Annotated in this window: 19 protein-coding genes and 1 tRNA gene; 6 read left to right on the top strand and 14 right to left on the bottom strand. The window is 66.8% G+C overall.

Annotated elements, in window-relative coordinates:
- Positions 1-119 precede the first annotated feature (119 nt).
- Positions 120-1,532 carry an arylsulfotransferase family protein gene (locus EKH81_RS02250; protein WP_132057962.1) on the top strand — a complete coding sequence of 471 codons (1,413 nt, stop codon included), beginning with the start codon at positions 120-122 and terminating at the stop codon, positions 1,530-1,532.
- Positions 1,533-1,726: 194 nt separating this feature from the next.
- Here EKH81_RS02250 and EKH81_RS02245 read toward each other — a convergent pair whose 3' ends face one another.
- From EKH81_RS02245 to EKH81_RS02230, 4 genes are all read right to left on the bottom strand, one after another.
- On the bottom strand, positions 1,727-2,251 hold the full coding sequence (locus EKH81_RS02245) for a DUF2243 domain-containing protein (RefSeq protein ID WP_132057963.1): 525 nt from the start codon (positions 2,249-2,251) through the stop codon (positions 1,727-1,729).
- Between the two features lie 328 nt (positions 2,252-2,579).
- Positions 2,580-3,614 (bottom strand): phosphoribosylaminoimidazolesuccinocarboxamide synthase, encoded by a 1,035-nt coding sequence (locus tag EKH81_RS02240; RefSeq protein WP_132057964.1) that lies wholly within the window; start codon positions 3,612-3,614, stop codon positions 2,580-2,582.
- A 305-nt stretch (positions 3,615-3,919) separates the two neighbouring features.
- On the bottom strand, positions 3,920-5,440 hold the full coding sequence (locus EKH81_RS02235; RefSeq protein ID WP_132057965.1) for a glycosyltransferase family 39 protein: 1,521 nt from the start codon (positions 5,438-5,440) through the stop codon (positions 3,920-3,922).
- Between the two features lie 207 nt (positions 5,441-5,647).
- Positions 5,648-7,039, bottom strand: a complete 1,392-nt coding sequence (locus tag EKH81_RS02230; protein WP_132057966.1) for an aryl-sulfate sulfotransferase — start codon at positions 7,037-7,039, stop codon at positions 5,648-5,650.
- Positions 7,040-7,182: 143 nt separating this feature from the next.
- Between EKH81_RS02230 and EKH81_RS02225 the strand changes: the two genes are divergently transcribed.
- Together EKH81_RS02225 and EKH81_RS02220 are read left to right on the top strand one after the other, a co-directional pair.
- Complete coding sequence (locus EKH81_RS02225; protein ID WP_132057967.1) at positions 7,183-7,680, top strand: metal-dependent hydrolase; 498 nt, start codon at positions 7,183-7,185, stop codon at positions 7,678-7,680.
- A complete protein-coding gene (locus EKH81_RS02220) occupies positions 7,677-9,473 on the top strand; it encodes an ABC transporter substrate-binding protein (RefSeq protein WP_132057968.1) in 1,797 nt (598 codons plus the stop codon). The genes EKH81_RS02225 and EKH81_RS02220 overlap by 4 nt, the downstream gene beginning before the upstream one ends.
- 7 nt (positions 9,474-9,480) lie before the next feature.
- Here EKH81_RS02220 and EKH81_RS02215 read toward each other — a convergent pair whose 3' ends face one another.
- Together EKH81_RS02215 and EKH81_RS02210 are read right to left on the bottom strand one after the other, a co-directional pair.
- Positions 9,481-9,834, bottom strand: a complete 354-nt coding sequence (locus EKH81_RS02215) for a CHY zinc finger protein (RefSeq protein WP_132057969.1) — start codon at positions 9,832-9,834, stop codon at positions 9,481-9,483.
- A 12-nt stretch (positions 9,835-9,846) separates the two neighbouring features.
- Positions 9,847-10,791 (bottom strand): aminopeptidase, encoded by a 945-nt coding sequence (locus EKH81_RS02210; protein ID WP_132057970.1) that lies wholly within the window; start codon positions 10,789-10,791, stop codon positions 9,847-9,849.
- A gap of 120 nt (positions 10,792-10,911) precedes the next feature.
- On the opposite strand from EKH81_RS02210, the gene EKH81_RS02205 reads away from it, so the two are divergent.
- Positions 10,912-11,925, top strand: coding sequence for a type II glyceraldehyde-3-phosphate dehydrogenase (locus tag EKH81_RS02205; RefSeq protein ID WP_132057971.1), 1,014 nt, complete (start codon positions 10,912-10,914; stop codon positions 11,923-11,925).
- A 44-nt stretch (positions 11,926-11,969) separates the two neighbouring features.
- Here EKH81_RS02205 and EKH81_RS02200 read toward each other — a convergent pair whose 3' ends face one another.
- On the bottom strand, positions 11,970-12,203 hold the full coding sequence (locus EKH81_RS02200; RefSeq protein ID WP_132057972.1) for a DUF2061 domain-containing protein: 234 nt from the start codon (positions 12,201-12,203) through the stop codon (positions 11,970-11,972).
- A gap of 296 nt (positions 12,204-12,499) precedes the next feature.
- Here EKH81_RS02200 and EKH81_RS02195 point away from each other — a divergent pair, with 296 nt between their 5' ends.
- Complete coding sequence (locus tag EKH81_RS02195) at positions 12,500-12,892, top strand: Hsp20/alpha crystallin family protein (RefSeq protein WP_132057973.1); 393 nt, start codon at positions 12,500-12,502, stop codon at positions 12,890-12,892.
- Between the two features lie 11 nt (positions 12,893-12,903).
- Here EKH81_RS02195 and EKH81_RS02190 read toward each other — a convergent pair whose 3' ends face one another.
- The 5 genes from EKH81_RS02190 to EKH81_RS02170 all read right to left on the bottom strand — a co-directional run bounded on the left by EKH81_RS02190 (position 12,904) and on the right by EKH81_RS02170 (position 16,503).
- Positions 12,904-13,773, bottom strand: coding sequence for an ATP-grasp domain-containing protein (locus EKH81_RS02190; protein WP_132057974.1), 870 nt, complete (start codon positions 13,771-13,773; stop codon positions 12,904-12,906).
- 441 nt (positions 13,774-14,214) lie between these two features.
- Positions 14,215-14,640 carry a DUF5518 domain-containing protein gene (locus EKH81_RS02185; RefSeq protein WP_132057975.1) on the bottom strand — a complete coding sequence of 142 codons (426 nt, stop codon included), beginning with the start codon at positions 14,638-14,640 and terminating at the stop codon, positions 14,215-14,217.
- A gap of 234 nt (positions 14,641-14,874) precedes the next feature.
- On the bottom strand, positions 14,875-15,405 hold the full coding sequence (locus tag EKH81_RS02180; protein WP_132057976.1) for a 50S ribosomal protein L16: 531 nt from the start codon (positions 15,403-15,405) through the stop codon (positions 14,875-14,877).
- Positions 15,406-15,499: 94 nt separating this feature from the next.
- On the bottom strand, positions 15,500-16,345 hold the full coding sequence (locus EKH81_RS02175) for a hypothetical protein (protein ID WP_162224345.1): 846 nt from the start codon (positions 16,343-16,345) through the stop codon (positions 15,500-15,502).
- Positions 16,346-16,401: 56 nt separating this feature from the next.
- The gene (locus EKH81_RS02170; RefSeq protein ID WP_132057977.1) at positions 16,402-16,503 is read right to left on the bottom strand and encodes a zinc ribbon domain-containing protein; all 102 of its coding nucleotides are present in this window, start codon (positions 16,501-16,503) and stop codon (positions 16,402-16,404) included.
- A gap of 105 nt (positions 16,504-16,608) precedes the next feature.
- Between EKH81_RS02170 and EKH81_RS02165 the strand changes: the two genes are divergently transcribed.
- Positions 16,609-16,682: transfer RNA gene (locus tag EKH81_RS02165), tRNA-Phe, on the top strand.
- A 405-nt stretch (positions 16,683-17,087) separates the two neighbouring features.
- Here the strand turns inward: EKH81_RS02165 and EKH81_RS02160 are convergent.
- Together EKH81_RS02160 and EKH81_RS02155 are read right to left on the bottom strand one after the other, a co-directional pair.
- Entirely contained in the window at positions 17,088-17,411 is a 324-nt protein-coding gene (locus EKH81_RS02160; protein ID WP_132057978.1) for a DUF2892 domain-containing protein, read from the bottom strand.
- 70 nt (positions 17,412-17,481) lie between these two features.
- Positions 17,482-18,321, bottom strand: coding sequence for a VOC family protein (locus EKH81_RS02155; protein ID WP_132057979.1), 840 nt, complete (start codon positions 18,319-18,321; stop codon positions 17,482-17,484).
- Between the last annotated feature and the right edge of the window lie 161 nt (positions 18,322-18,482).

Genomic DNA, 18,482 nt, shown 5'->3' with positions numbered 1-18,482 from the left:
CCGATTTCCCCACCTTCCCCCGGCCGCGGCGTTCCCGCGCCCCCGCGCCCCCCGCAACCGCGGCGATTCTCGGGCTAATCTCCGGATAACAAAGACGGCTCCCGCGAAACCCGAACCAAATGCGTGCTCGGGACGCCGTTCGGGTGTTGTTCGTCGGACTCGTCGTGGCGTCGGCGTTCGCGGTCGCCACCGGATACCTCTCGGCGTCGGCCGAAACGTCGGATGGGCGGCCGACCTTCGACGCCGAACCGCGCGACGATATCACGGTGGTCGCGACCGACTCGAACACGTGGCTCGGCGAGGAGAGCGAGGGACCGCGAGCGCGGGCCGAACTGGTCGCGTTCGCGCCGAACGGGAGCACGCTCTACTACAACGACAGCCACACCCGGTACTGGGACGTAGACCCGGTGCCGAACACCACCCACTCGGTGATGTACGTCGCCGCCCAACACCTCTCGGAGGACGAGTGCAGCGCAACCACGGTCTGTACGCGGAACGTGGTCGAGCGCGCGAACCTCTCGACCGGCGAGCTCGAGCGCGTCTACAGCAGAATCACGCCCGGCAAGCACTCGACCCGGTGGCACGACGCCGACCGCCTCGGCGACGAGCGGCTCGTCGTGGCCGACATCTACCGCGACCGGGTGTTCGTCGTCAACACCACGACCGATATGGTGGAGTGGGAGTGGGACGCCCAGCGCGACTTCTCGCTCTCCTCGGGCGGACCCTACCCCGAGGACTGGACCCACCTGAACGACGTGGAGGTGCTCGACGACGGCACCATCATGGTCAGCATGCGGAATCAGGACCGGGTCGTCTTCCTCGACCGCGAGGAGGGTGTTGTCGAGAACCGCACCCTCGGCAACGAGAACGACTACGACGTGCTCTACGAGCAGCACAATCCGGATTACATCCCCGAGGAGAACGGTGGTCCGGCCGTCCTCGTCGGCGACAGCGAGAACAACCGCGTGGTCGAGTACCAGCGAACCGGCGAGAACGAGACCGGCGCGTGGCAGTGGGACCAATCGTGGGTCTGGCAGGACGCCCGAATGCAGTGGCCCCGCGACGCCGACCGCCTACCGAACGGCAACACCCTCATCACCGACTCGAACGGGAATCGCGTGTTCGAAGTGGACGAATCGGGCGACATCGTCTGGAGCGTGGACATCGCGTTCCCCTACGAGGCCGAGCGACTCGACACGGGCGACGAGAGCGAAGGCGGCCCCGCCGCGAGCGAGGCCGACCTCGAATCGAATCGCGGCGGTGGCGGCGACGGCGAAGCCGACGCCGCCACCCGGGAACCGACCGCGGACTCGGGGGTCCTCGACAGGACGTGGCTCGTCGTGAAGGGCCTGCTCCCCGGCCGAATCGCCAACTCGGTGATGTACGTCACGCCGATTTGGATGGGTGGCGGCGAACTCGTCGCGCTCGCGGCGCTCGCGCTCGTCGTGCTCGTCTGGGTCGGGGCGGAGGCGTACTGGTCGTCGTGGTCGGCGTCGGTCCGGTGGCCGGTGTCGATTTCGCGGCGACGGTGAGGTCGATGCGGCCGGTGGTCCAGTCCACCGGGAATCGTCCCGCGATGCAATTCAGCGCCTGTCGTTACGTGACACGTCCCACCGACGCCGAATCACCGGTCGCGAGGGGTGAAAGGGCCGTGAGCACCCGAGTTTTTCTGCCTGCTGTCTGCGGTTCGGAGCGTACGAGAGCCCAACGCGTTCGGGTTCGTCACTCAGTCGGTCTCGGGCGTCTCGTCCGCACGACGGTCGGATGCGACCGTCGAGTCCGTCCGAATCACCGCGAGACCGCCGGCGAGGAAGACTGCACCCCAGACCAGAAACAGCACGTCCCACACCAGCACGCCGCCCGGCCCTTCGGGCCAGACGTGGTGGATACCGAGCAGGAAGTGGTTCACCGTCCCCTCCACGAGGTTGAACACCCCCCACCCCGCTACCGTGGCCCCGAGCAGGGTCCGACCCGACGGTGGCACGCCCGGCGCGCGCCACGCGCGAACGACCAGCGCCACGCCCCCGACGGTGAACAGGTACGTCCCGACGTGGAAGAGACCGTCCCAGAACACGTTCAGGCGCAGGTCGGTCGCCACGCTCGGGTCGGGGTGGGAACTCAGCATGTGGTGCCACTGGAGGAGTTGGTGTATCACGATGCCGTCGAAGAACCCACCGAGTCCCGCGCCGAGCACGATTCCGGCCCGGACGAGCGGGGTCGCACGGTCGCTGACGCCGGTCCACCCACTCATGGGTACGAACGACCCCGCGCTCGGAGTTAGGCGTTGTGCCCGCTGTGAAACGTGACGAACGGTAGAGAAACCGACAGCTCGGCAAACTCCGAGACGGTTCCGAAAGCCCTCGCGCGCTGGCGGCCGCTCTGCGGGATATTTCCGCGCCTCACCGCAACGTACCGACGCGGAAATAGTCGCCCGCAGAGACGGCCATGGGCCTTCGACCCGCCAGCGCGCGACCCCTTTCAGTCCCGCCCCGATGGTCGGTTCACCGGGCGGTTCCCGGCGGCCGTGTCACCGGCCGAAACCCAACGAAAATCAGTTCGCCCGAAAGCCCATCCCGAACTCAGAGGTCGCGCACGACCGCCACTGCGTCCTCCAGCGCGGGCGCATCGAACAGTTCCCGGCCGATGTAGGCGTTCGTCCCGGCGGCGTAGAGGTCGCTTGCAGCCTCGACGACGCCCCCGTCGAGGGGTTCGGGGTCGAGGTCGCACAGCGATTTCCAGTCGGCCAGCCCGCGAGATTTTGCGGTCTCCTTGGCCTGTGCGACCGCTTCGACCCACTCAGGCTGAGTTCGCTTGTGGTACTGGCGGATGAACTCCTTGCTGACCTGCTGGCCGTGGAACGTGAACCGATTCTCGTCGAAGGTGCCGACCACGTCGGCAACGCGAATCTCGCCGCCGACGTAGAGACACTCGATTTTGCCGTCCTCGTGGGTCAGGTCGGCGGTCGCGGCGCGCTCGGTCACGACGCGATTGACCTCGCGCGCGACTGCTTCGAGGTCCGCGATGTCGGCCTTCCCGGCGATTCGGTCGGCCTCGGTTCTGGAGAGGTAGCGGTCGCTCTCCTCGTACTTGGTGGAGAACTCCACGATGGGTTTCTCCAACTGGACGACGCCCTCGGGCCACTCGGGGAAGTCGAGTCCAACGTCGCTCGGGTCGGCGCGACGCCGGAGACTCGACCCCACGGGGACGCTGTTCCGGAACACGACTTCGAGCGGGACGAGGTAATTGTCGCCCGCCGCGGCGTGATAGGCGTCGTAATCGTAGTTCCGTCCGGACCGCGGCAGGTCGGGGACCTGCGTCAGGTCGATAGCCATCTCGGTCGGCGGTTCGTCGGCGTCGGCGAGCGAGACGACTTCGTCCTCCCCGTCGTCTCCACCCGAAACGACTCCGCGGTAGTGGGTCGGCACTCCCTCGTCTTCGAGCAGTTCGAAGTTGAACGCGCCCATCGAACAGAGGCTCGCGCCCTTCTCGGGAATCTCGTCGGGCATCTTGCCCCAGTCGAACACCGAGTAGTCGTCGGTGAAGACGAACGCCCCGCGCCCGAGGGCGTTGGGCGAGGGTTCGGCCTCGACGCGGAACTCCTTGACGCTCGTCACGGCGACCGCCTCCGCGGTGTGCTCATGCTCGTTGGGTTGCCGTCGCCGGACTAAGGCGTTTCCATTCCTGTGTGTATATTGCCCCGGATATTCGCTGGAAGTATGCACATATACGCATCGGACGGACGGGAGAGGGGCGCGAGGAAATCAGACGGAGAGAGCGCGACGCGCTTCGAGAAATCGCTCCGAAGCGTCTCATAGGGTCGGTTGTAACTATTTTCACCAGGAGCACGCTCTCTCCGGTGAATCGGGCGGAAACAGTCCGGCGACGGATGTGGGCCGGTGAAGAATTACAACCGACCCTATCAGTCCCCGGCGACCCGATACACCGCGACGCCGTCGTTCTCGTAGACGAGTTCGTGGCGGTCGGATTCCCGCAGGTCGCGCTCCAGCGCGCCGTCGCTGACGAACTCCTCGCCCCGGATGGTGTAGCCGTCGCGCGGCACGTAGAGGTAATCGGGTTCGGCGTCCACGCTGTCGGTCCAGCCCTCGACGCAATCGACGGTCGGGCACGCCGAGGCGTTCTCGAACGCGTAGAGGTGCGACTGGTACGCCTCCGAACCGCGCCACTCGACGCCCCACGGCCCGACCAGCATGGTTCGGTGAGTCTGCTGTGGGAACCACTCGGCGGCGTCGCCCAGGACGACGAACGTGGCGTCGGCGTCCGTCTCCTCGGACGCCCACGCCATCGCCTGCAGGTCCTCGTCGTCGAGGAACTCGGGGGTTATCTCGTCCGGACCCGCCGCGCCGGTCATCTCGGCTCCCAAGTAGCCGAAACCGAGGACGACGCCCGACACCGCCAGCACCGCGAGCGGGACGCCCGCGAGTCGTCCGTCGCGGAGGCTACCCGGTCCCCGGAGGTGACCCGCCTCACGGAGACGAGGCGCGACTACTTCGACCGCGACGAGGACGAGGACGAACGCCCCGATGAAGTACGAGAAGCGCGACTGCTCGACGAAGAACTCGGCCGCGAACAGCCACGCCGGGAGGAACCGATACCCGGCCGCGAACGCGACCACCCCGGCCGCGATGGGGACGAGCGCCCACGCCGACAGCCCAGAGATGATACCGCCGCCGACTCCGCCGTGGGTCCCGGCCGCCCCGGCGAACACGTCCGCGCCGTGGGTGCCGACGATTTGGACCCACCACGGCGCGGCGAGCGCCGCCCCGCCGAGACCGACCGCGAGACCCGCCCCGAGTCCGCGCGGCGTGCGGTCGAACGTCGCCCAGAGCAGGACGTAGGTCAGCACGGTGAACAGGGTGTAGGTCGGGTGCGTGAGAACCGTGAGACCGAACAGGCCGATTCCCACGGGGAGCCACCGCCGGTCGCCGTCGCGGAACACCCGAAGCCCCGCGTAGATGCACGAGGTGGCGAGCAGAAAGCCAGTGGAACGGACGAGTCCGCCGGACGAGAGGTGCCATTCGAGTATCTGTGGGTTGAGCGCGACCAGCACCGCGGCCGCGGCCCCCTGCGCTCGACTGTCGAGTAGCTCCCGCCCGAGGAGGTAGGTCGGGACGAGGTACACCACCGTGAGCAGGGGCGGGACGAACCGCGCGACGGCTATCGGGTCGAACCCCGCGTCGAGGAGGAGCGCGAAGCCGTAGAACGCCAGCGGCGGGTACGCGAACGGGATTCCCTCGGCGGTGTAGTGGGGAATCGTCTCGGGGAGACCGTAGCCGTGGCCCGCGATTTCCTCGGCGATGAGGGCGTACAGCCCCGCGCCGTGGGCGGGGTAGCGGTTCGTCGCGAGGTAGAGGAGCGCGACACCGACGCCGACGCTCAACACGAGCGCGAGCGGACGTCGGTCGGCAGGTTCGCGAATCACACGTTCGAATGCGAAGACCGGCGTTTAATGTCTCTCGGTTCGGCGGCGTCCGGTCTCGGGACGGCGGCGTCTGGACGGACGCCGCCGTCCGTCAGCGATGGCGGCGACCTTCGACCCGAAATCAGTCGAATCAAAATCAGTCGAACCGAACCGTCCGGCCCGGCGGCCGCCGGGCCGGACGGTTCGACTCGCGACCGCCCTGCAGACTCACTCCCGGAACCGAATCGGCCACCGGACCTCTACGGACCGGCCGCTCCAGCGCCACTCGGTGACCGCCCACCCGACCAGCGCCGGGACGCCCGCGACGAGCGCGAGTATCTGGGCCGTCCCGAACCACGTCGGGAGGATGTAGACGATGCCGTTCACGATTTTCGGCGGGAGCAGTCCCACGAGCGCCGCCCGGAGTTGGCCGAGCGGACCGCGGTCGTCGGCGCTCTCGTCGGCCGAGCGCGAGGGGATGTCCGCGGACTCGGCGCTCGGACCGCCCGCGCTCTCGTCGCCCGTGCCGAGGCGTTCGGCCTCGTAGGGGAAGCCGACGTCCACGCTCCAGACGACCTCGCCCTCGTCGTCGATTTCGAAGACGCGGTCGCCGTTCGAGTCGGTGATGAGGGTGTGACCGTTCGGCAGACGGTCGGCGTCCCGGGGCCACTGCATCCGGTCGTCGGTCCACGACCACGTCCGTTCCCAGTCGCCTGCCTCGCGCTGGTACTCGACGACCCGGCCGTTCTCGCTGTCGCCGACGAGAACGGCGGGGCCGCCCTCCTCCTCGGAGATGTAGTCGGGGTTGTGCTGCTCGTAGAGGATGTCGTAGTCGTCCTCGGCACCGAGCGTGTAGTTTTCGAGGAGTCCCGTCTCGCGGTCGAGGAACACGACCTGGTCTTGATTTCGCAGACTCGCCATGATGGTGCCGTTGTCGAGTACTTCCACGTCGTTGACGTGGGTCCAGTCCTCGGGATACTCGCCGCCGCCCGACAGCGGGAAGTCCTCTTGGGCCTCCCACTCCCACTCGGTCAGGCCCGACGAGACGTTCGCGACGAACACTCTGTCGCGGTAGATGTCGGCCACAACGAACCTATCGTCGTCGATTCGGTCGGCATCGTGCCACCGGGTCGAGTGCTTGCCGGGCGTGACCCGCGAGTACATCCGCTCGACCTCGCCGGTCGAGAGATTCACGCGCTCGATGCCGTTGCGCGTGCAGACGCTGTCGGAGTGACACTCGTCCGCAGTGAGGTGGTCGGCGAACACGTACGTCACCGAGTGGGTGGTGTTCGGGACGGGGTCCACGTCCCAGTACCGGGTGTGGCTGTTGTTGTAGTACAGTACGGATCCGTCGGACGCAAACGCGGCGAGTTCGGCCTGCGCGCGCGGCCCGGAGCCGTCGTCGGTGACGACGGCGTTCGAGTCGGTGGCGACCACCGTGATGTTGTCCCGCGGTTCGACGACCGAGTCGGACGTTCCGCTCCGGAACGCCTCCTCGACCGACTGGTCGCCTGCGTTGAGGCTCTCCCCCGGCGAGCCCGCGTAGCCCGCGACGAGGACCAGTGCGGAGGCGACGACCGCGACGGCGAATGCGATGCGGACGGTTCGGCGTGAGACCATTCTCGAATGGTACCCACAGATAGTACAAGTATGTCCCGGTCGGCGACACCAGCAACGCTTTATCGGCCCCCTGTGACTGTAGCGGGTATGTCGAGAGAAAGCACGTTCGAAATTCGCGCCCCGAGAGGAGTCGAGTAGGTCGGATGGTCGCGGACGGCATCCACATCCTGCTCGGTGTTGCATTGGTCATGATTCTGCTTCGGACCCAGCAGGTCGAACCGTATCTCGTGGTGGTTCCCTGTGGGGGACTCCCCGACCTCGACCGGTACCTGTTCGCCCCGCTTCTCTATCGGGGGTACGTGACCGGGGCGCTCTGGACCCACCGGGGAATCACCCACTCGCTGTTCGCGATGGGACTCGTCGTGTTGCTCGCCGCGAGCGTCGGCCAGTGGCGCGCGGCCGCCATCGGATACGGGTCGCACCTGCTCGCTGACATCGCGACGGGCGGGGTCCGACTGCTCGCGCCGTTCGACCGCACGCCGTACGGCCTGTACTACGACTGGATGCTCGGCAACCTCGTGGCCGGGACGTTCGCCGTCTTCGTGGTCGGCGGCGGCCTGTTCTGGATGGTGGCGAGAGACGACTACCCGAAGTTACCGGTCGGATTCAGGCGACTCTACACAGGGAGTGAGAAACTGTGAGTTCCGACCCGAAATCCGAGTCGCGGTTCACGCGCAGGGAGCTACTGGCCGGAGGGTCGGCGGTCGCCGCCGCCAGCACCGCGGGGTGCATCAAGCGAGTTCGGAGCGTCTTCGGGCGCACCTCGCCGAGGCAGGTCTCGATTCAGGTCAAGACCGTCCCCGCCGACAGCGACGAGTACTCGGTTCGAATCGCGCGCGAGTTCGCCAAGCAGTGTCGCGAGGCCGGTATCGACGCCACCGTCGTGCCGATGGCGCTCGAAGAGCTTCAGCGACAGGTCCTCCTCAATCGGGAGTTCGACGTGTACGTCGGCCAGTTCCCCGAAGCGAGCCACATCGACCCCGACGTGCTGTACCCGCTGCTCCACTCTGCGTTCTCGGGCGAGTCGGGGTGGCAGAATCCGTTCGGATTCGCCGACCTCGAACTCGACGAGCGACTGGAGGCCCAACGCACCGCCGAATCGAGCGAGCGGGCCGAGGCCGTGGACGACGCCCAGACCATCGTGGCGCGCGAACAGCCGTTCGTTCCCGTCGTGGCACCCGACGTGATTCAGGCGATTCGACGCGGGCGGTTCACGGGGTGGACCGACTACGGCCCGAACACGCCGCTCGGCTACCTCGCGGCCAGGACCGACGACGACACCGACGAACCCCAACCCGACGACGAGTTTCGAGGGGTTCTCACCGACCAGCGCGTAACCGAGAACCTCAATCCGCTCGCCGTGGAGTTCCGACGCCACGGGACGTTCACCGACCTGCTGTACGACCCGCTCGCGAGGCGGTTCGACGGCGAGACCAGACCGTGGCTCGCGTCCGACTGGGAGTGGGAGACCGACGGAGGCCGGGCCGCGAGGGTGACGCTCCGCGACGACCTGGCGTGGCACGACGGCGAACCCCTCACCGCCGACGACGTGGCGTTCACGTATCGGTTCCTCGTGGACACCTCGCTCAGGGAGGCCGAGAGTCCGGTGCCCGCGAGTCGCTACCGTGGCCGGTCGTCGCTCGTCACCGACGTCGAATCGGTGGACGACCGGACGGTACGCCTCGAATTCGAGGACGCCGGCGAGGCGGTCGCCGAGCGCGCGCTGACCCTGCCGATACTCCCCGAGGAGGTCTGGAGCGACCAGACCGAACTCACCTCTATCGCGGGTATCGACCTCCAGGACGACGTGACCGAGGCGCTGGTGTGGAACAACCCGGACCCGGTCGGGAGCGGCCCGTTCGAGTTCGTCCGGCGGTCGCCCCGCGAGATGCTCTTGCTCGAACGCTACGACGACCACTTCCTCTGGCGAGACGACGACATCGACGCGGTCGAGCGCTTCGGGGACGCGTCCATCGACCGCCTCTCGGTTCGGGTCACGTCGTCGGACGTGTCGGCGGTAGAACTGGTCGCCAGCGGAGAGGCCGACGCGACCATCACGGGTCTGAGCGCGAAGACGGTGCCGCGAATCGCGCGGTCGGACGAGCTCGAACTCAGCGCGAAGCCGACCAGAGCGTTCTATCACATCGGCTTCAACACCCGGCGCGCGCCGATGGCGAACCCGCGGTTTCGTCGGGCGCTCGCCCGACTCGTGGACAAGTCGTTCGTCGCGAACGAGGTGTTCGACGGCTACGCGCGACCAATCGCGTCGCCGCTCGCCGGAACGAGGTGGCTGGCCGACGACCTCCGGTTCGACGAAAACGACCCCGTCGTTCCGTTCGTGGGGTCCGACGGCGAACTCGACCGCGAGCGCGCCCAGTCGGAGTTTCAGTCCGCCGGATTCCGGTACGAAAACGGTCTGCTCGTCGGGCGGTGAACGTCCCTCACTCGTCGAGTCGGGCGTCGCCGAGTTCGAAGTACCGGTCGTAGTGGTCGGCACACCCCGGATTGAACGCGGCCCCGCAGTCGGGACACGAGTGGTCGCCGTCCGCGAACGCCCGCGGTGTCAGGCCCGCGCCGCAAACGCCACAGAGAACCGCAGACGCCGAGCTATCGAGCGGGAGTCGCTCGGCGTCGTGGTCCGCGGTCGCCCCGTGACACCGGAAACACGGATAGTACGCCTCACAGCACGAGAATTTGAGCGCCACCACGTCCCGGTCGGTGTCGTAGTGGGCGCACCGCGTCTCGGGACCGACCTCGACGCCGCGGACGAGGTGGCCCGCGATTTCGCGCTCCATGTCGGGTGAGACTCAGGGCTGCGGGAGTTCGACTTCCTCGCCATCCGCGTAGACGGTCGGGTCTCGGAGGATACCGTCGAGGTGGATGGGCGCGTCGGTGTCGCCGCCGATGCCCGCGTCGTCGCCGATGGCGATGTGGACCGTGCCGCCAGCCTTCTCGTCGAGCAGGACCGAGCCGACCAGTTCGGTGACCGCGACGTTCGTGCCGATGCCGAGTTCGGCGAGGTTGTACGCCGCGTCGCCGACCGCCTCGCTCGCGGTCTCGACCTGCTCGCGGATGTCGTCGTCGGAGATTCGGGTGACGTGGCCGTCTTCCACGTCGAATTCGAGCGTCTGGCCCTCATCGAGCAGGCCGTGGGGCATCATGGTTCCGTCCACGACGTAGGTGCCGTTCGCGGTCTCGGGGCTGACGAACACCTCGCCCGCGGGGAGGTTCGAGAACTCGCCCGCGTTGTGGACGATACCGGTGTCGGCGAGCCACTCGCGGTCGCCGGGTTCGAAGGTGATGTCGGTGCCCTTCGGGGTGGTCACGCGAACCTCGTCGGCGTCGCCGACCTGTTCGAGGACGTTGAGGCAGTGGCGCTGAATCTCGTCGTAATCGGCGTCGAGACCCGCCGTGAACACTTCCTCGGTGATTCCCGGCAGGGTCGCACCCCGCGCTCCGGCGTCGTTGGCCGACCCGCGAGCGCGGGTGTGACTCAGGCTCTTGGTGGTGGGCGCGAGGAACACGTCGGCCCCGGCCATCGCGGCCGCGACGGGTTCGGGGGGTTCCGCGCCGTGCGAGTCGCCCGGCGGGTAGCGAACGATGGTCGTGTCGCCGGAAATCTGGCTGGCGACTTCGTAGAGCGCCTCGCCGATTGGCTGGCGCTTGTCGTCGGTCACGATGCAACAGGACTCGGTCTCGTCGAGGTCGAGGCACTGGGTGAGTGCGGTCTCGGCCGCGTCTCGCAGGCTCATGTCCGGGGCGTCGGGCGGGAGGGGGTTAGGTGTTCCCTTCGAAGCTTACTCGGAGGAGAATTAGTTTCCCGCGTCCGACCCCGAAACCATTATGCGCGAGAGCGTCGGAGCTTCGGGCGTATGCTACAGGTCGGAATCAACGGCTACGGGACTATCGGCAAGCGAGTCGCGGACGCGGTTCGCGCACAGCCGGACATGGAGGTCGTCGGCGTCGCCAAGACCCGGCCCAACTTCGAGGCCGAGCAGGCCGTGGCGAAGGAGTTCCCGCTCTACGCCGCCATCGAGGACCGCGTCGAACTGTTCGACGACGCGGGCGTCGAACTCGCGGGGATGGTCGAGGAACTGGTCGAGGCGAGCGACGTGGTGGTGGACGCCTGCCCCGGCGGCATCGGCGAGCAGAACGCCGAGATGTACGCGGAGTACGACACGCCCGCGCTGTATCAGGGCGGCGAGTCCGCGGACTTCGTGGACACCAGCTTCAACGCCCGGTCGAACTTCTCGGACGCCACCGACGCCGACCACGTCCGAGTCGTCTCGTGCAACACGACGGGTCTCTCGCGTCTCGTCGCGCCGCTCCGTGAGGAGTACGGCGTCGAGAAGGTCCGAGCCACGCTGGTCCGGCGCGGCGGCGACCCCGCCCAGACCGGTCGCGGTCCCATCAACGACATCGTGCCGAACCCGGTCACGCTCCCCTCTCACCACGGCCCGGACGTGAACACCATCTTCCCCGACCTCGCCATCGACACTCTCGGGCTGAAGGTGCCAGCGACGCTGATGCACATGCACAGCGTGAACGTCACGCTCGAATCCGACCCCGACGCCGATGAGGTTCGCGAGCTTCTGGAGGGCGAATCCCGGCTGTTCGTCATTCCCGACCACTTCGACATCGACGGCGCGGGCAAACTCAAGGAGTACGCCCAAGACGTGGGTCGCCCGCGCGGCGACATCTGGGAGAACTGCATCTGGGGCGAGTCTGTGACGATGGAAGGCGACGACCTGTATCTGTTTCAGGCCATCCATCAGGAGAGCGACGTGGTACCTGAGAACGTAGACGCGATTCGGGCGGTGACGAACACCGCCGACGCCGCCGAGAGCATCGCGACGACGAACGAGGCGCTCGGGATGGGCATCTGAGTCGGAGACTCGACTTCTATTTCCGAGGGCGGGGCATCTCCCGACTACACGCCCCACGAAACGCGGTCCCACGCCCGTTCGTAGACGTAGTACGTCCCGGTTTTCACGACGTTCGTGACGAGACCGATGTTAAGCGCGTCGGTCACGTCGCCGACGACCGCCCACGCGACGGTCACGGTTATCAACAGCATGAACACCCGATAGCAGAGCGTCTTGACCACCGCCCGGACGCGGGCTTGGTGCGGGGACCGGGAAACGAGTCCTGTCACGCCCCTCATGGTCGGCAGTTCGTCCCCTTCCCTGATAAAGTAACTAGATTTGGTATCAAAAACCGAATTTAGAAACTGGATTTAGTTTCGTTGTGGCGGAGTCTGACCGGAGACGTAACCGGCTGCGGGTCGCGGCCGCGCCGCCGCGCGGCCGCGACCCGCGTTCGTCCTCCGTCTCCGGGATTCGACTCGCGGGGTCCGGCTTCGGCGTCTAGGATTCGACGCTCGGCGACTCGCTCGCCCGGAGCGCGGCAACGACCCCCGAGTGCCAAAGGCTTTTGCCCGCTTGCTCCGTAGTTCGGAATATGCGAAGAGACGACCGCGACGACCCCTTCGACGACCTCTTTCGGGAGATAGAGCGCGTGATGAACGAGATGATGGGCGGGGAGTTCGACATGGAGGTCGAGCGCGGCGGCCAGACCGGATTCGGCACCGAGACCCACGTGGACGTTCACGAGGACGACGAGCACGTCCGCGTCATCGCCGACCTTCCGGGCGTCGAAAAGGACGACATCGACCTCAAGTGCGACGGCGAGATACTGACCATCAGTGCGGCGAGCGACCACCGCGAGTACGACGAGCGCGTCCGCCTCCCGACGCAGGTAGACGAGAACTCCGCGACCGCGACGTACAACAACGGCATCCTCGAAGTCACGTTCGAGCGCGGCGACGACTCGGCGGACATCGACGTGCAGTAGTCGGCTCTGTCTCAGTTCTCCGCGGTCTCTCGAATCAGCCCGGCCAGCCTGTCGTAGAACCCCGCGTCGTACTTCGTCTCGGCGTCGATGGTCGGCCGGGCGTTGGTCTCCGAGACCACCGCGCGGTCCTCCGAGACGAGGATATCGACCCCGAGAAGCGGAATATCGAGGGCTTCCGCGGTCCGCTCGGCCAGACTCCGGAGGTCGGCCGGGAGGTCCACGCCGGTCGCTTTCGCGCCGCGGTGGACGTTGTGCTTCCAGTGGCCGGACGCGCGCGCGTCGGCCGGGAGTCGGCGTTCGACCCCGCCGACGCACTCGCCGTTCACGACCATCGCGCGGTAGTCGGCGGCGTCGGCGACGAACTCCTGAACGAGAAACGACTTGTCGCCCGTGGCGCGGTAGTCGTGGACCAAATCGAGGTAGTCGGTCACGCCGAGAAACGAGTCGGCGTCGCCGACCTTCGCCACGCCGACCCCGCGAGTCGTGGAGTTGGGCTTGATTACGACCGGCGGGTCGAAGCGGTCGAAGGCGTCGAGGAGGTCGGACTCGTCGGCGGGGTTCGAGACGAGGACGGTCTCGGGCACCGGCACTCCGGCACGGTCGAGTGTTGCGACGACTCCGGCCTTGTTCCGCGATGTGAGCACCGCCTCGCGGTCGTTGACCCACGGGACTGAGACGAGAGCGTCCAGCACCCCGCCCTCCATCGCTCGCGAGGGGTAGACAAACCCCGCGTCGAACTCGTCGGCGTCCCACGGCGAGTCGGTGAGCGCGATTGTTCGGCCCTCCGTCGGGACGTGGCGCGCTTCGATGCCGCGCTCGGCGAGGGGGTCGCGCATGCGCTCGAACGTCTCCTCTCGGTAGGCGACCGCGAGAGTGAGCATACGCTATCCGAGGGAGCGAGTGGGTAAAAAGGTGGATAAACGAACGGGACAAAGGGCCAAAAAGCCAAGCGAAAGCCGGTCATCGTGTCACTCGTGAATCAGCGGCGAGTCGGGGACATCGTTCTCGGGGTGGCGATGGTTCCGATAGGCGTCATCCCGTTGGGATTCGTCGCAACCGGACGGGCACAGCTCGTGGTGGCAGGCTACAGTCTCGGAGCGTCCTCCGGGTTTCTCGGTACGGCTCTCATCGCGATTTTCACGCTCTGTGGTTTGATTTTAGCCGCCGCAGGAGTCAACGTCGTGAGAGATGGCCGTCCGGAGTCAAACTCCACGTCCCTCCACTGAATCGAACCGCGGTATCGAAAGTCGATGGACGCTGTTGGAGATTCCGAGTACCGTTGTCGAGACAGCGCGTTCGTCGAACGGTCGGTCGTACCGTCGTCACGACGGGGTCGCTGTCCAGCGAGTAGTAACAGTGGTCGCCACCCAGCCACCGATTCGACCGCACACCAAGCCGAACATCGAGGCGAGAACGAGCGCTACGACGGCCAACGCCACCAGTACGTGCGGTGATGGCCACGCTATCAGGCCAGCCACAGAAAGACCGTCCGGCGCTACGAGCGGTGTGAGTATTGCGACGACGCCGCTGAGAAGACCGGCACGAAGTCCGGCGGCCTCCGGGTCCGTCGAGCGCAGTACGGCGATGGCGCCCGCGATGAACGCACCGACAATCATGATGCCGCCCGCGATGTCCGCCTCGGAGTTCGGAAGTCGATTCACGAGAGCGGTGACCGGTAGCGAAGCGAGTGCGCCGACGAGCGCGAATCGCCACGCCGACGGGCCGATGCGGAGGAGCGACGGAGACATTCGTAGTTATAAATCGTAGCGAGCTGTCATATAACCTTCGCCAGCGCGGGCTACGGAGGTTTTGCTGACCAAGTGACGTGGATTGGACGCCACCCGGGTAGCACGGTGGTCTACCGACGGCGAAAGTCCCCGGGAGCGCCGAATACCCCGGAGAACCGTCTCAGCTCGGTAGGAGACGAGCGTGCCGACAGCTCACGACTTGTAAACGACGTAAAGAAGGCAACGAAAATCGACTTACGCGACCAGCAGTTCCTCGCCGCGCTCGACGGTAATGCGGCACGGCGGCGAAATCTTGTTGTACGCGCGGCGGAGCGCGTCCTTCACGACGGGGGCGTCCTCGGGCTGACACCACGCGGTGAAGATGCGGTCGTTGCGGGGGACGCGCGCGGCGGTGCCGACGATTTTGCCGAACGACTGGCGCATTCCGTCCGAAACGCGGTCCGCGCCCGCGCCGGTCGCCTGCTTGTTCTCCCGGATGACGTGGTGGGGGAACTTCCGGAGAATCATCTTGTAGTTCTCGGGGCCGAGCTCCTTCAGGAGGTGACGGTTGGCCGAGAGGCGCGAGGCTTCGAGCGAGCCGTGGCGGAGCTGACACTCCTCCTCGGTGCTGAGGCTAATCTGGACGGGGTAGTCGTCCTCGTCGGATTCGATGTTGCCCATCTTGTGCTGTGCAATCTTCGAACCGGGAATCCCGGTGATGTACTCTCGTCGGGTGTACGCAGGCTTGCTGATTTCCCGGTACATCGAGGCGGGTTTGTCCGACATGGTTATTACTGGTGTCTGAGGGCCAGTGCGCGGATAAACCCTTCGAAGCGCGGCGAATCGAACTGCGAGAACCACTTCGGGGCCGGACCGCCGTTCAGGGCCGGACCGCCACGAGCGTCAGCCCCGCCAGCAGGCCGCCCTCCACGAATCCAGCGCCGTGGGCGAAGATGTTGGTGAACGTCCCCCCGGCGAGCGGTTGAGCCGGGAACAGGCCGTAGACCAGCCAGACGAGAAGCGAGAGCACGAGTCCGACGTACACGAGGTCGAGTCCCACCTGCTGGAAATGGTCGTCGCTGAGACCGGCCCGGTGGCCCCGCGAGACGATACCCGACACCGCGAACGCGAGGCCGACGACGACCGCCCCGCCCTCGACGGGACTCACGCGGTCGGCGTAAATCCAGAGCAGTTCGGCGAGCAGGAGGAGAATCGCGAACTGACACACGAAGAACGCGGTCGCCCGCGAGTAGTTCGCCCGGAGTTGGACCGCGAGCGCCGCGAGCAGGAAGCCGCCGAACCCCGCGACGACGCCCGAGAACCCCCGCGAAATCGGCGTCGAACCGGGGTAGCGCGATTCGAGGATGACGTAGCTGGTGAGGTTCACCGCGACGGGAAGCACGACCAGAAAGACGGGGAGCGTCCGGCGGAACCACGCCCGGCGGTCGGCGGTGAGACAGACGAGGTACGTCACGACTGCGAGCGAGAGGTAGCCGCCGACGTTGTTGAGCAGGTGGTCGTACCCGGCGTGGACGTACGCCGCAGTGAGGAGGGTCGCGGGCGCGAACGCCGAGTGGTCGAACGCGAGGCGGTCGTGAACCGCGTCGGGGAGCAGGACGTGAATTACGACGAGGACGACCGCGACCGCGGCGACCCCGGCGAGGTCGGCGGCCACCGCCGACCGGGGGTAGTCGAACACGTCGGAGCGGGGGGACGGGTCGCTCATGGGACGCAGTTCGAGACGAGACGGCAAAAAGGCTCTCCGGCGTCGCAGGAGTTCACTTACGCGAGGTCGGTCCCGCAGTCGGGACACGTCTCGTCCGCAATCGTCACCGGCGCGTCACACGCGGGACAGACTTCGAGATAGCAAGCGCGGTCACCCATAGCGTGCAGTTTGTTCCCTCGGAACAAAGGTATTTGGTCGGATTTCTCACCGCTGTCGGCGTGTTTCGAAACCCTTTTGTTTGCCATACGCTTCGTTCCGAGTGCGCCGCCTTAGCTCAGACTGGGAGAGCACTCGACTGAAGATCGAGCTGTCCCCGGTTCAAATCCGGGAGGCGGCATGTTTCAAACCCGTGAGCGTAGCGAACGGGTGCAGAAACTGACGCCGGACGGATTTGAACCCTGCAAGTCGCAGCCCGGAAGCGCAACGAAGTGAGCATCTCGGACCGCCTCGGCGAGGTTCACAATCCGGGAGGCGACATGGTTTTGCGGCGAACTACCCACACCCCGCCCCAAATCGCCCCATCCTATTTCCACGAGCCGAACCAAGAAACAGTATGAGGCTCTCGACGATACTTATCGTGTCCGGTCTCCTCCTAATCGTGATACCGATTCCAGTCCTCCCGCCGTTCGTGGGTGCAATCATCGGCGCGTTGCTCCTGTTCGCCGGACTCGGCCTGCGACTGTTCGGCGTGTGAGACAGGAATCTTCGTCGGTCGAGAATGCCCGAATCCGTTACCGAGCGCCTACTCGGCCGAGTCCACGCAGGTGTCGTGAACGGTCTCGTGGTTCGCGTTCGGTCGCCGTCGTTCGCCGGGACGGATTGGTCGGCCACAGGCCGCACACCGCAGTTTGTCGCCCTCGCTGGCCGTCTCGATTTCGAGCGTCTCCGTGAGGTCGGGGGTCTCGGACGTTGCGGTGGCTCCCAGCGCAAGCGCGCCGACGCCCGCCAACGCGCCGGTGAGTCGCTTGCCCTTTCGAAGCGAGAGGGCCGCGACGAGTGCCAGGGCGACCGCGAGGGCCATCCGGGCGATTCTACTTCGAGTATCGTCGGTCTCGTGTCGTTCCATGTGTGGACGTTGGACCGGAGGGCCTTGTAGTTCATCCCTATCGAGATGCTGGCGACCCCCCGAAGGCCGACTACTGGCGCTCGACGACGCCGAGACGACGCCCCAACGGTTCGCTGTCGAAGAACGCCACTCGACCGTCCGGCCAGTCTTTCGAGTCCAACAGGGGATGTTCCCGACGCGCGGATTCGAGGTCGTCGGTCGCCAGGAGGAAAGCGCACGGACACTCTCCGAATCGCTCCACTCGACTTTCGAGCCATTGCTCGCCGTCGGGGGTCGTCAGCGCAACCGGGAGTCCGGGAAACGACGCGACTTCCCCGAAGCCCGAAACGTCCCCGAAAACGGGCTTCGGAGCGCGGTAGAGGCTCCGAAACGTCCGACTCGCCGAGTCGAGGTCGCGGACCGCGAGGACCACCTGCCCGATTCCGGTGAGGGGACCGCCCGCGATGCTCGGACTCGGCGCGACTCGGTACGAAAGCGGCGTTCGGTCCTCGATGGCGAACGGGAACAGGAGGCGCTCGTCGCCGGTGCCGAACTCGGCGCGGTCCCACTCCACGAGCGTCCCGTCGTCGCGCTCGCGGGCACCGTACAGCGGCCCGCGGACGGGGTGGCCCGCTTCGAGGACGCGCTTGCACTCGGCGACGATATCGGGGACGCGAACGCACCACGCCGCGGGTCCGGCGTCGGCGCGGATGTGGTCGGGCCAGAAGCCGTGGTCGCCGTCCTCGGCGTCCTCGCGCTCGGAGATGAGTTCGAGGTACGAGTCGTCGTCGAAGCCGAGCACCGACATGTGGGTCGCGTCGTTGTCGTGGACGCCGCCGTACTCCGGCGCGAGACCGAGGCGTTCGAACTCCGCGGTCGTCGCGTCGAGGTCGGCGCAGGCGAACGGCACGTGGTCCATCGTGAGAGCCATACGTCCCCGAGGGAGGCGGGTCTGATAAATTTTCGAGTCGCGGACACTCGGCGAGTCGCTCACCCGCGGCGGGGGGGGGGGGGGGCCGCCCCCCCCCCCGGGGGGGGGGGGGGGGGTTACGGGCAACGCGGTTACGGGGTGGGAACAATTTTAAAACCCCA

This window comes from Halorussus amylolyticus (assembly GCF_004143485.2).
GTDB classification, from domain to species: Archaea; Halobacteriota; Halobacteria; order Halobacteriales; family Haladaptataceae; genus Halorussus; species Halorussus amylolyticus.
This window is presented reverse-complemented; position numbering and strand designations above follow the sequence as displayed.

Coding starts and splice junctions, on each gene's coding strand:
- EKH81_RS02250 (WP_132057962.1), top strand. CDS start 120: ATGCGTGCTCGGGACGCCGTTCGGGTGTTGTTCGTCGGACTCGTCGTG.
- EKH81_RS02245 (WP_132057963.1), bottom strand. CDS start 2,251: ATGAGTGGGTGGACCGGCGTCAGCGACCGTGCGACCCCGCTCGTCCGG.
- EKH81_RS02230 (WP_132057966.1), bottom strand. CDS start 7,039: ATGGTCTCACGCCGAACCGTCCGCATCGCATTCGCCGTCGCGGTCGTC.
- EKH81_RS02225 (WP_132057967.1), top strand. CDS start 7,183: ATGGTCGCGGACGGCATCCACATCCTGCTCGGTGTTGCATTGGTCATG.
- EKH81_RS02215 (WP_132057969.1), bottom strand. CDS start 9,834: ATGGAGCGCGAAATCGCGGGCCACCTCGTCCGCGGCGTCGAGGTCGGT.
- EKH81_RS02210 (WP_132057970.1), bottom strand. CDS start 10,791: ATGAGCCTGCGAGACGCGGCCGAGACCGCACTCACCCAGTGCCTCGAC.
- EKH81_RS02205 (WP_132057971.1), top strand. CDS start 10,912: ATGCTACAGGTCGGAATCAACGGCTACGGGACTATCGGCAAGCGAGTC.
- EKH81_RS02200 (WP_132057972.1), bottom strand. CDS start 12,203: ATGAGGGGCGTGACAGGACTCGTTTCCCGGTCCCCGCACCAAGCCCGC.
- EKH81_RS02195 (WP_132057973.1), top strand. CDS start 12,500: ATGCGAAGAGACGACCGCGACGACCCCTTCGACGACCTCTTTCGGGAG.
- EKH81_RS02190 (WP_132057974.1), bottom strand. CDS start 13,773: ATGCTCACTCTCGCGGTCGCCTACCGAGAGGAGACGTTCGAGCGCATG.
- EKH81_RS02185 (WP_132057975.1), bottom strand. CDS start 14,640: ATGTCTCCGTCGCTCCTCCGCATCGGCCCGTCGGCGTGGCGATTCGCG.
- EKH81_RS02180 (WP_132057976.1), bottom strand. CDS start 15,405: ATGTCGGACAAACCCGCCTCGATGTACCGGGAAATCAGCAAGCCTGCG.
- EKH81_RS02175 (WP_162224345.1), bottom strand. CDS start 16,345: ATGAGCGACCCGTCCCCCCGCTCCGACGTGTTCGACTACCCCCGGTCG.
- EKH81_RS02170 (WP_132057977.1), bottom strand. CDS start 16,503: ATGGGTGACCGCGCTTGCTATCTCGAAGTCTGTCCCGCGTGTGACGCG.
- EKH81_RS02160 (WP_132057978.1), bottom strand. CDS start 17,411: ATGGAACGACACGAGACCGACGATACTCGAAGTAGAATCGCCCGGATG.
- EKH81_RS02155 (WP_132057979.1), bottom strand. CDS start 18,321: ATGGCTCTCACGATGGACCACGTGCCGTTCGCCTGCGCCGACCTCGAC.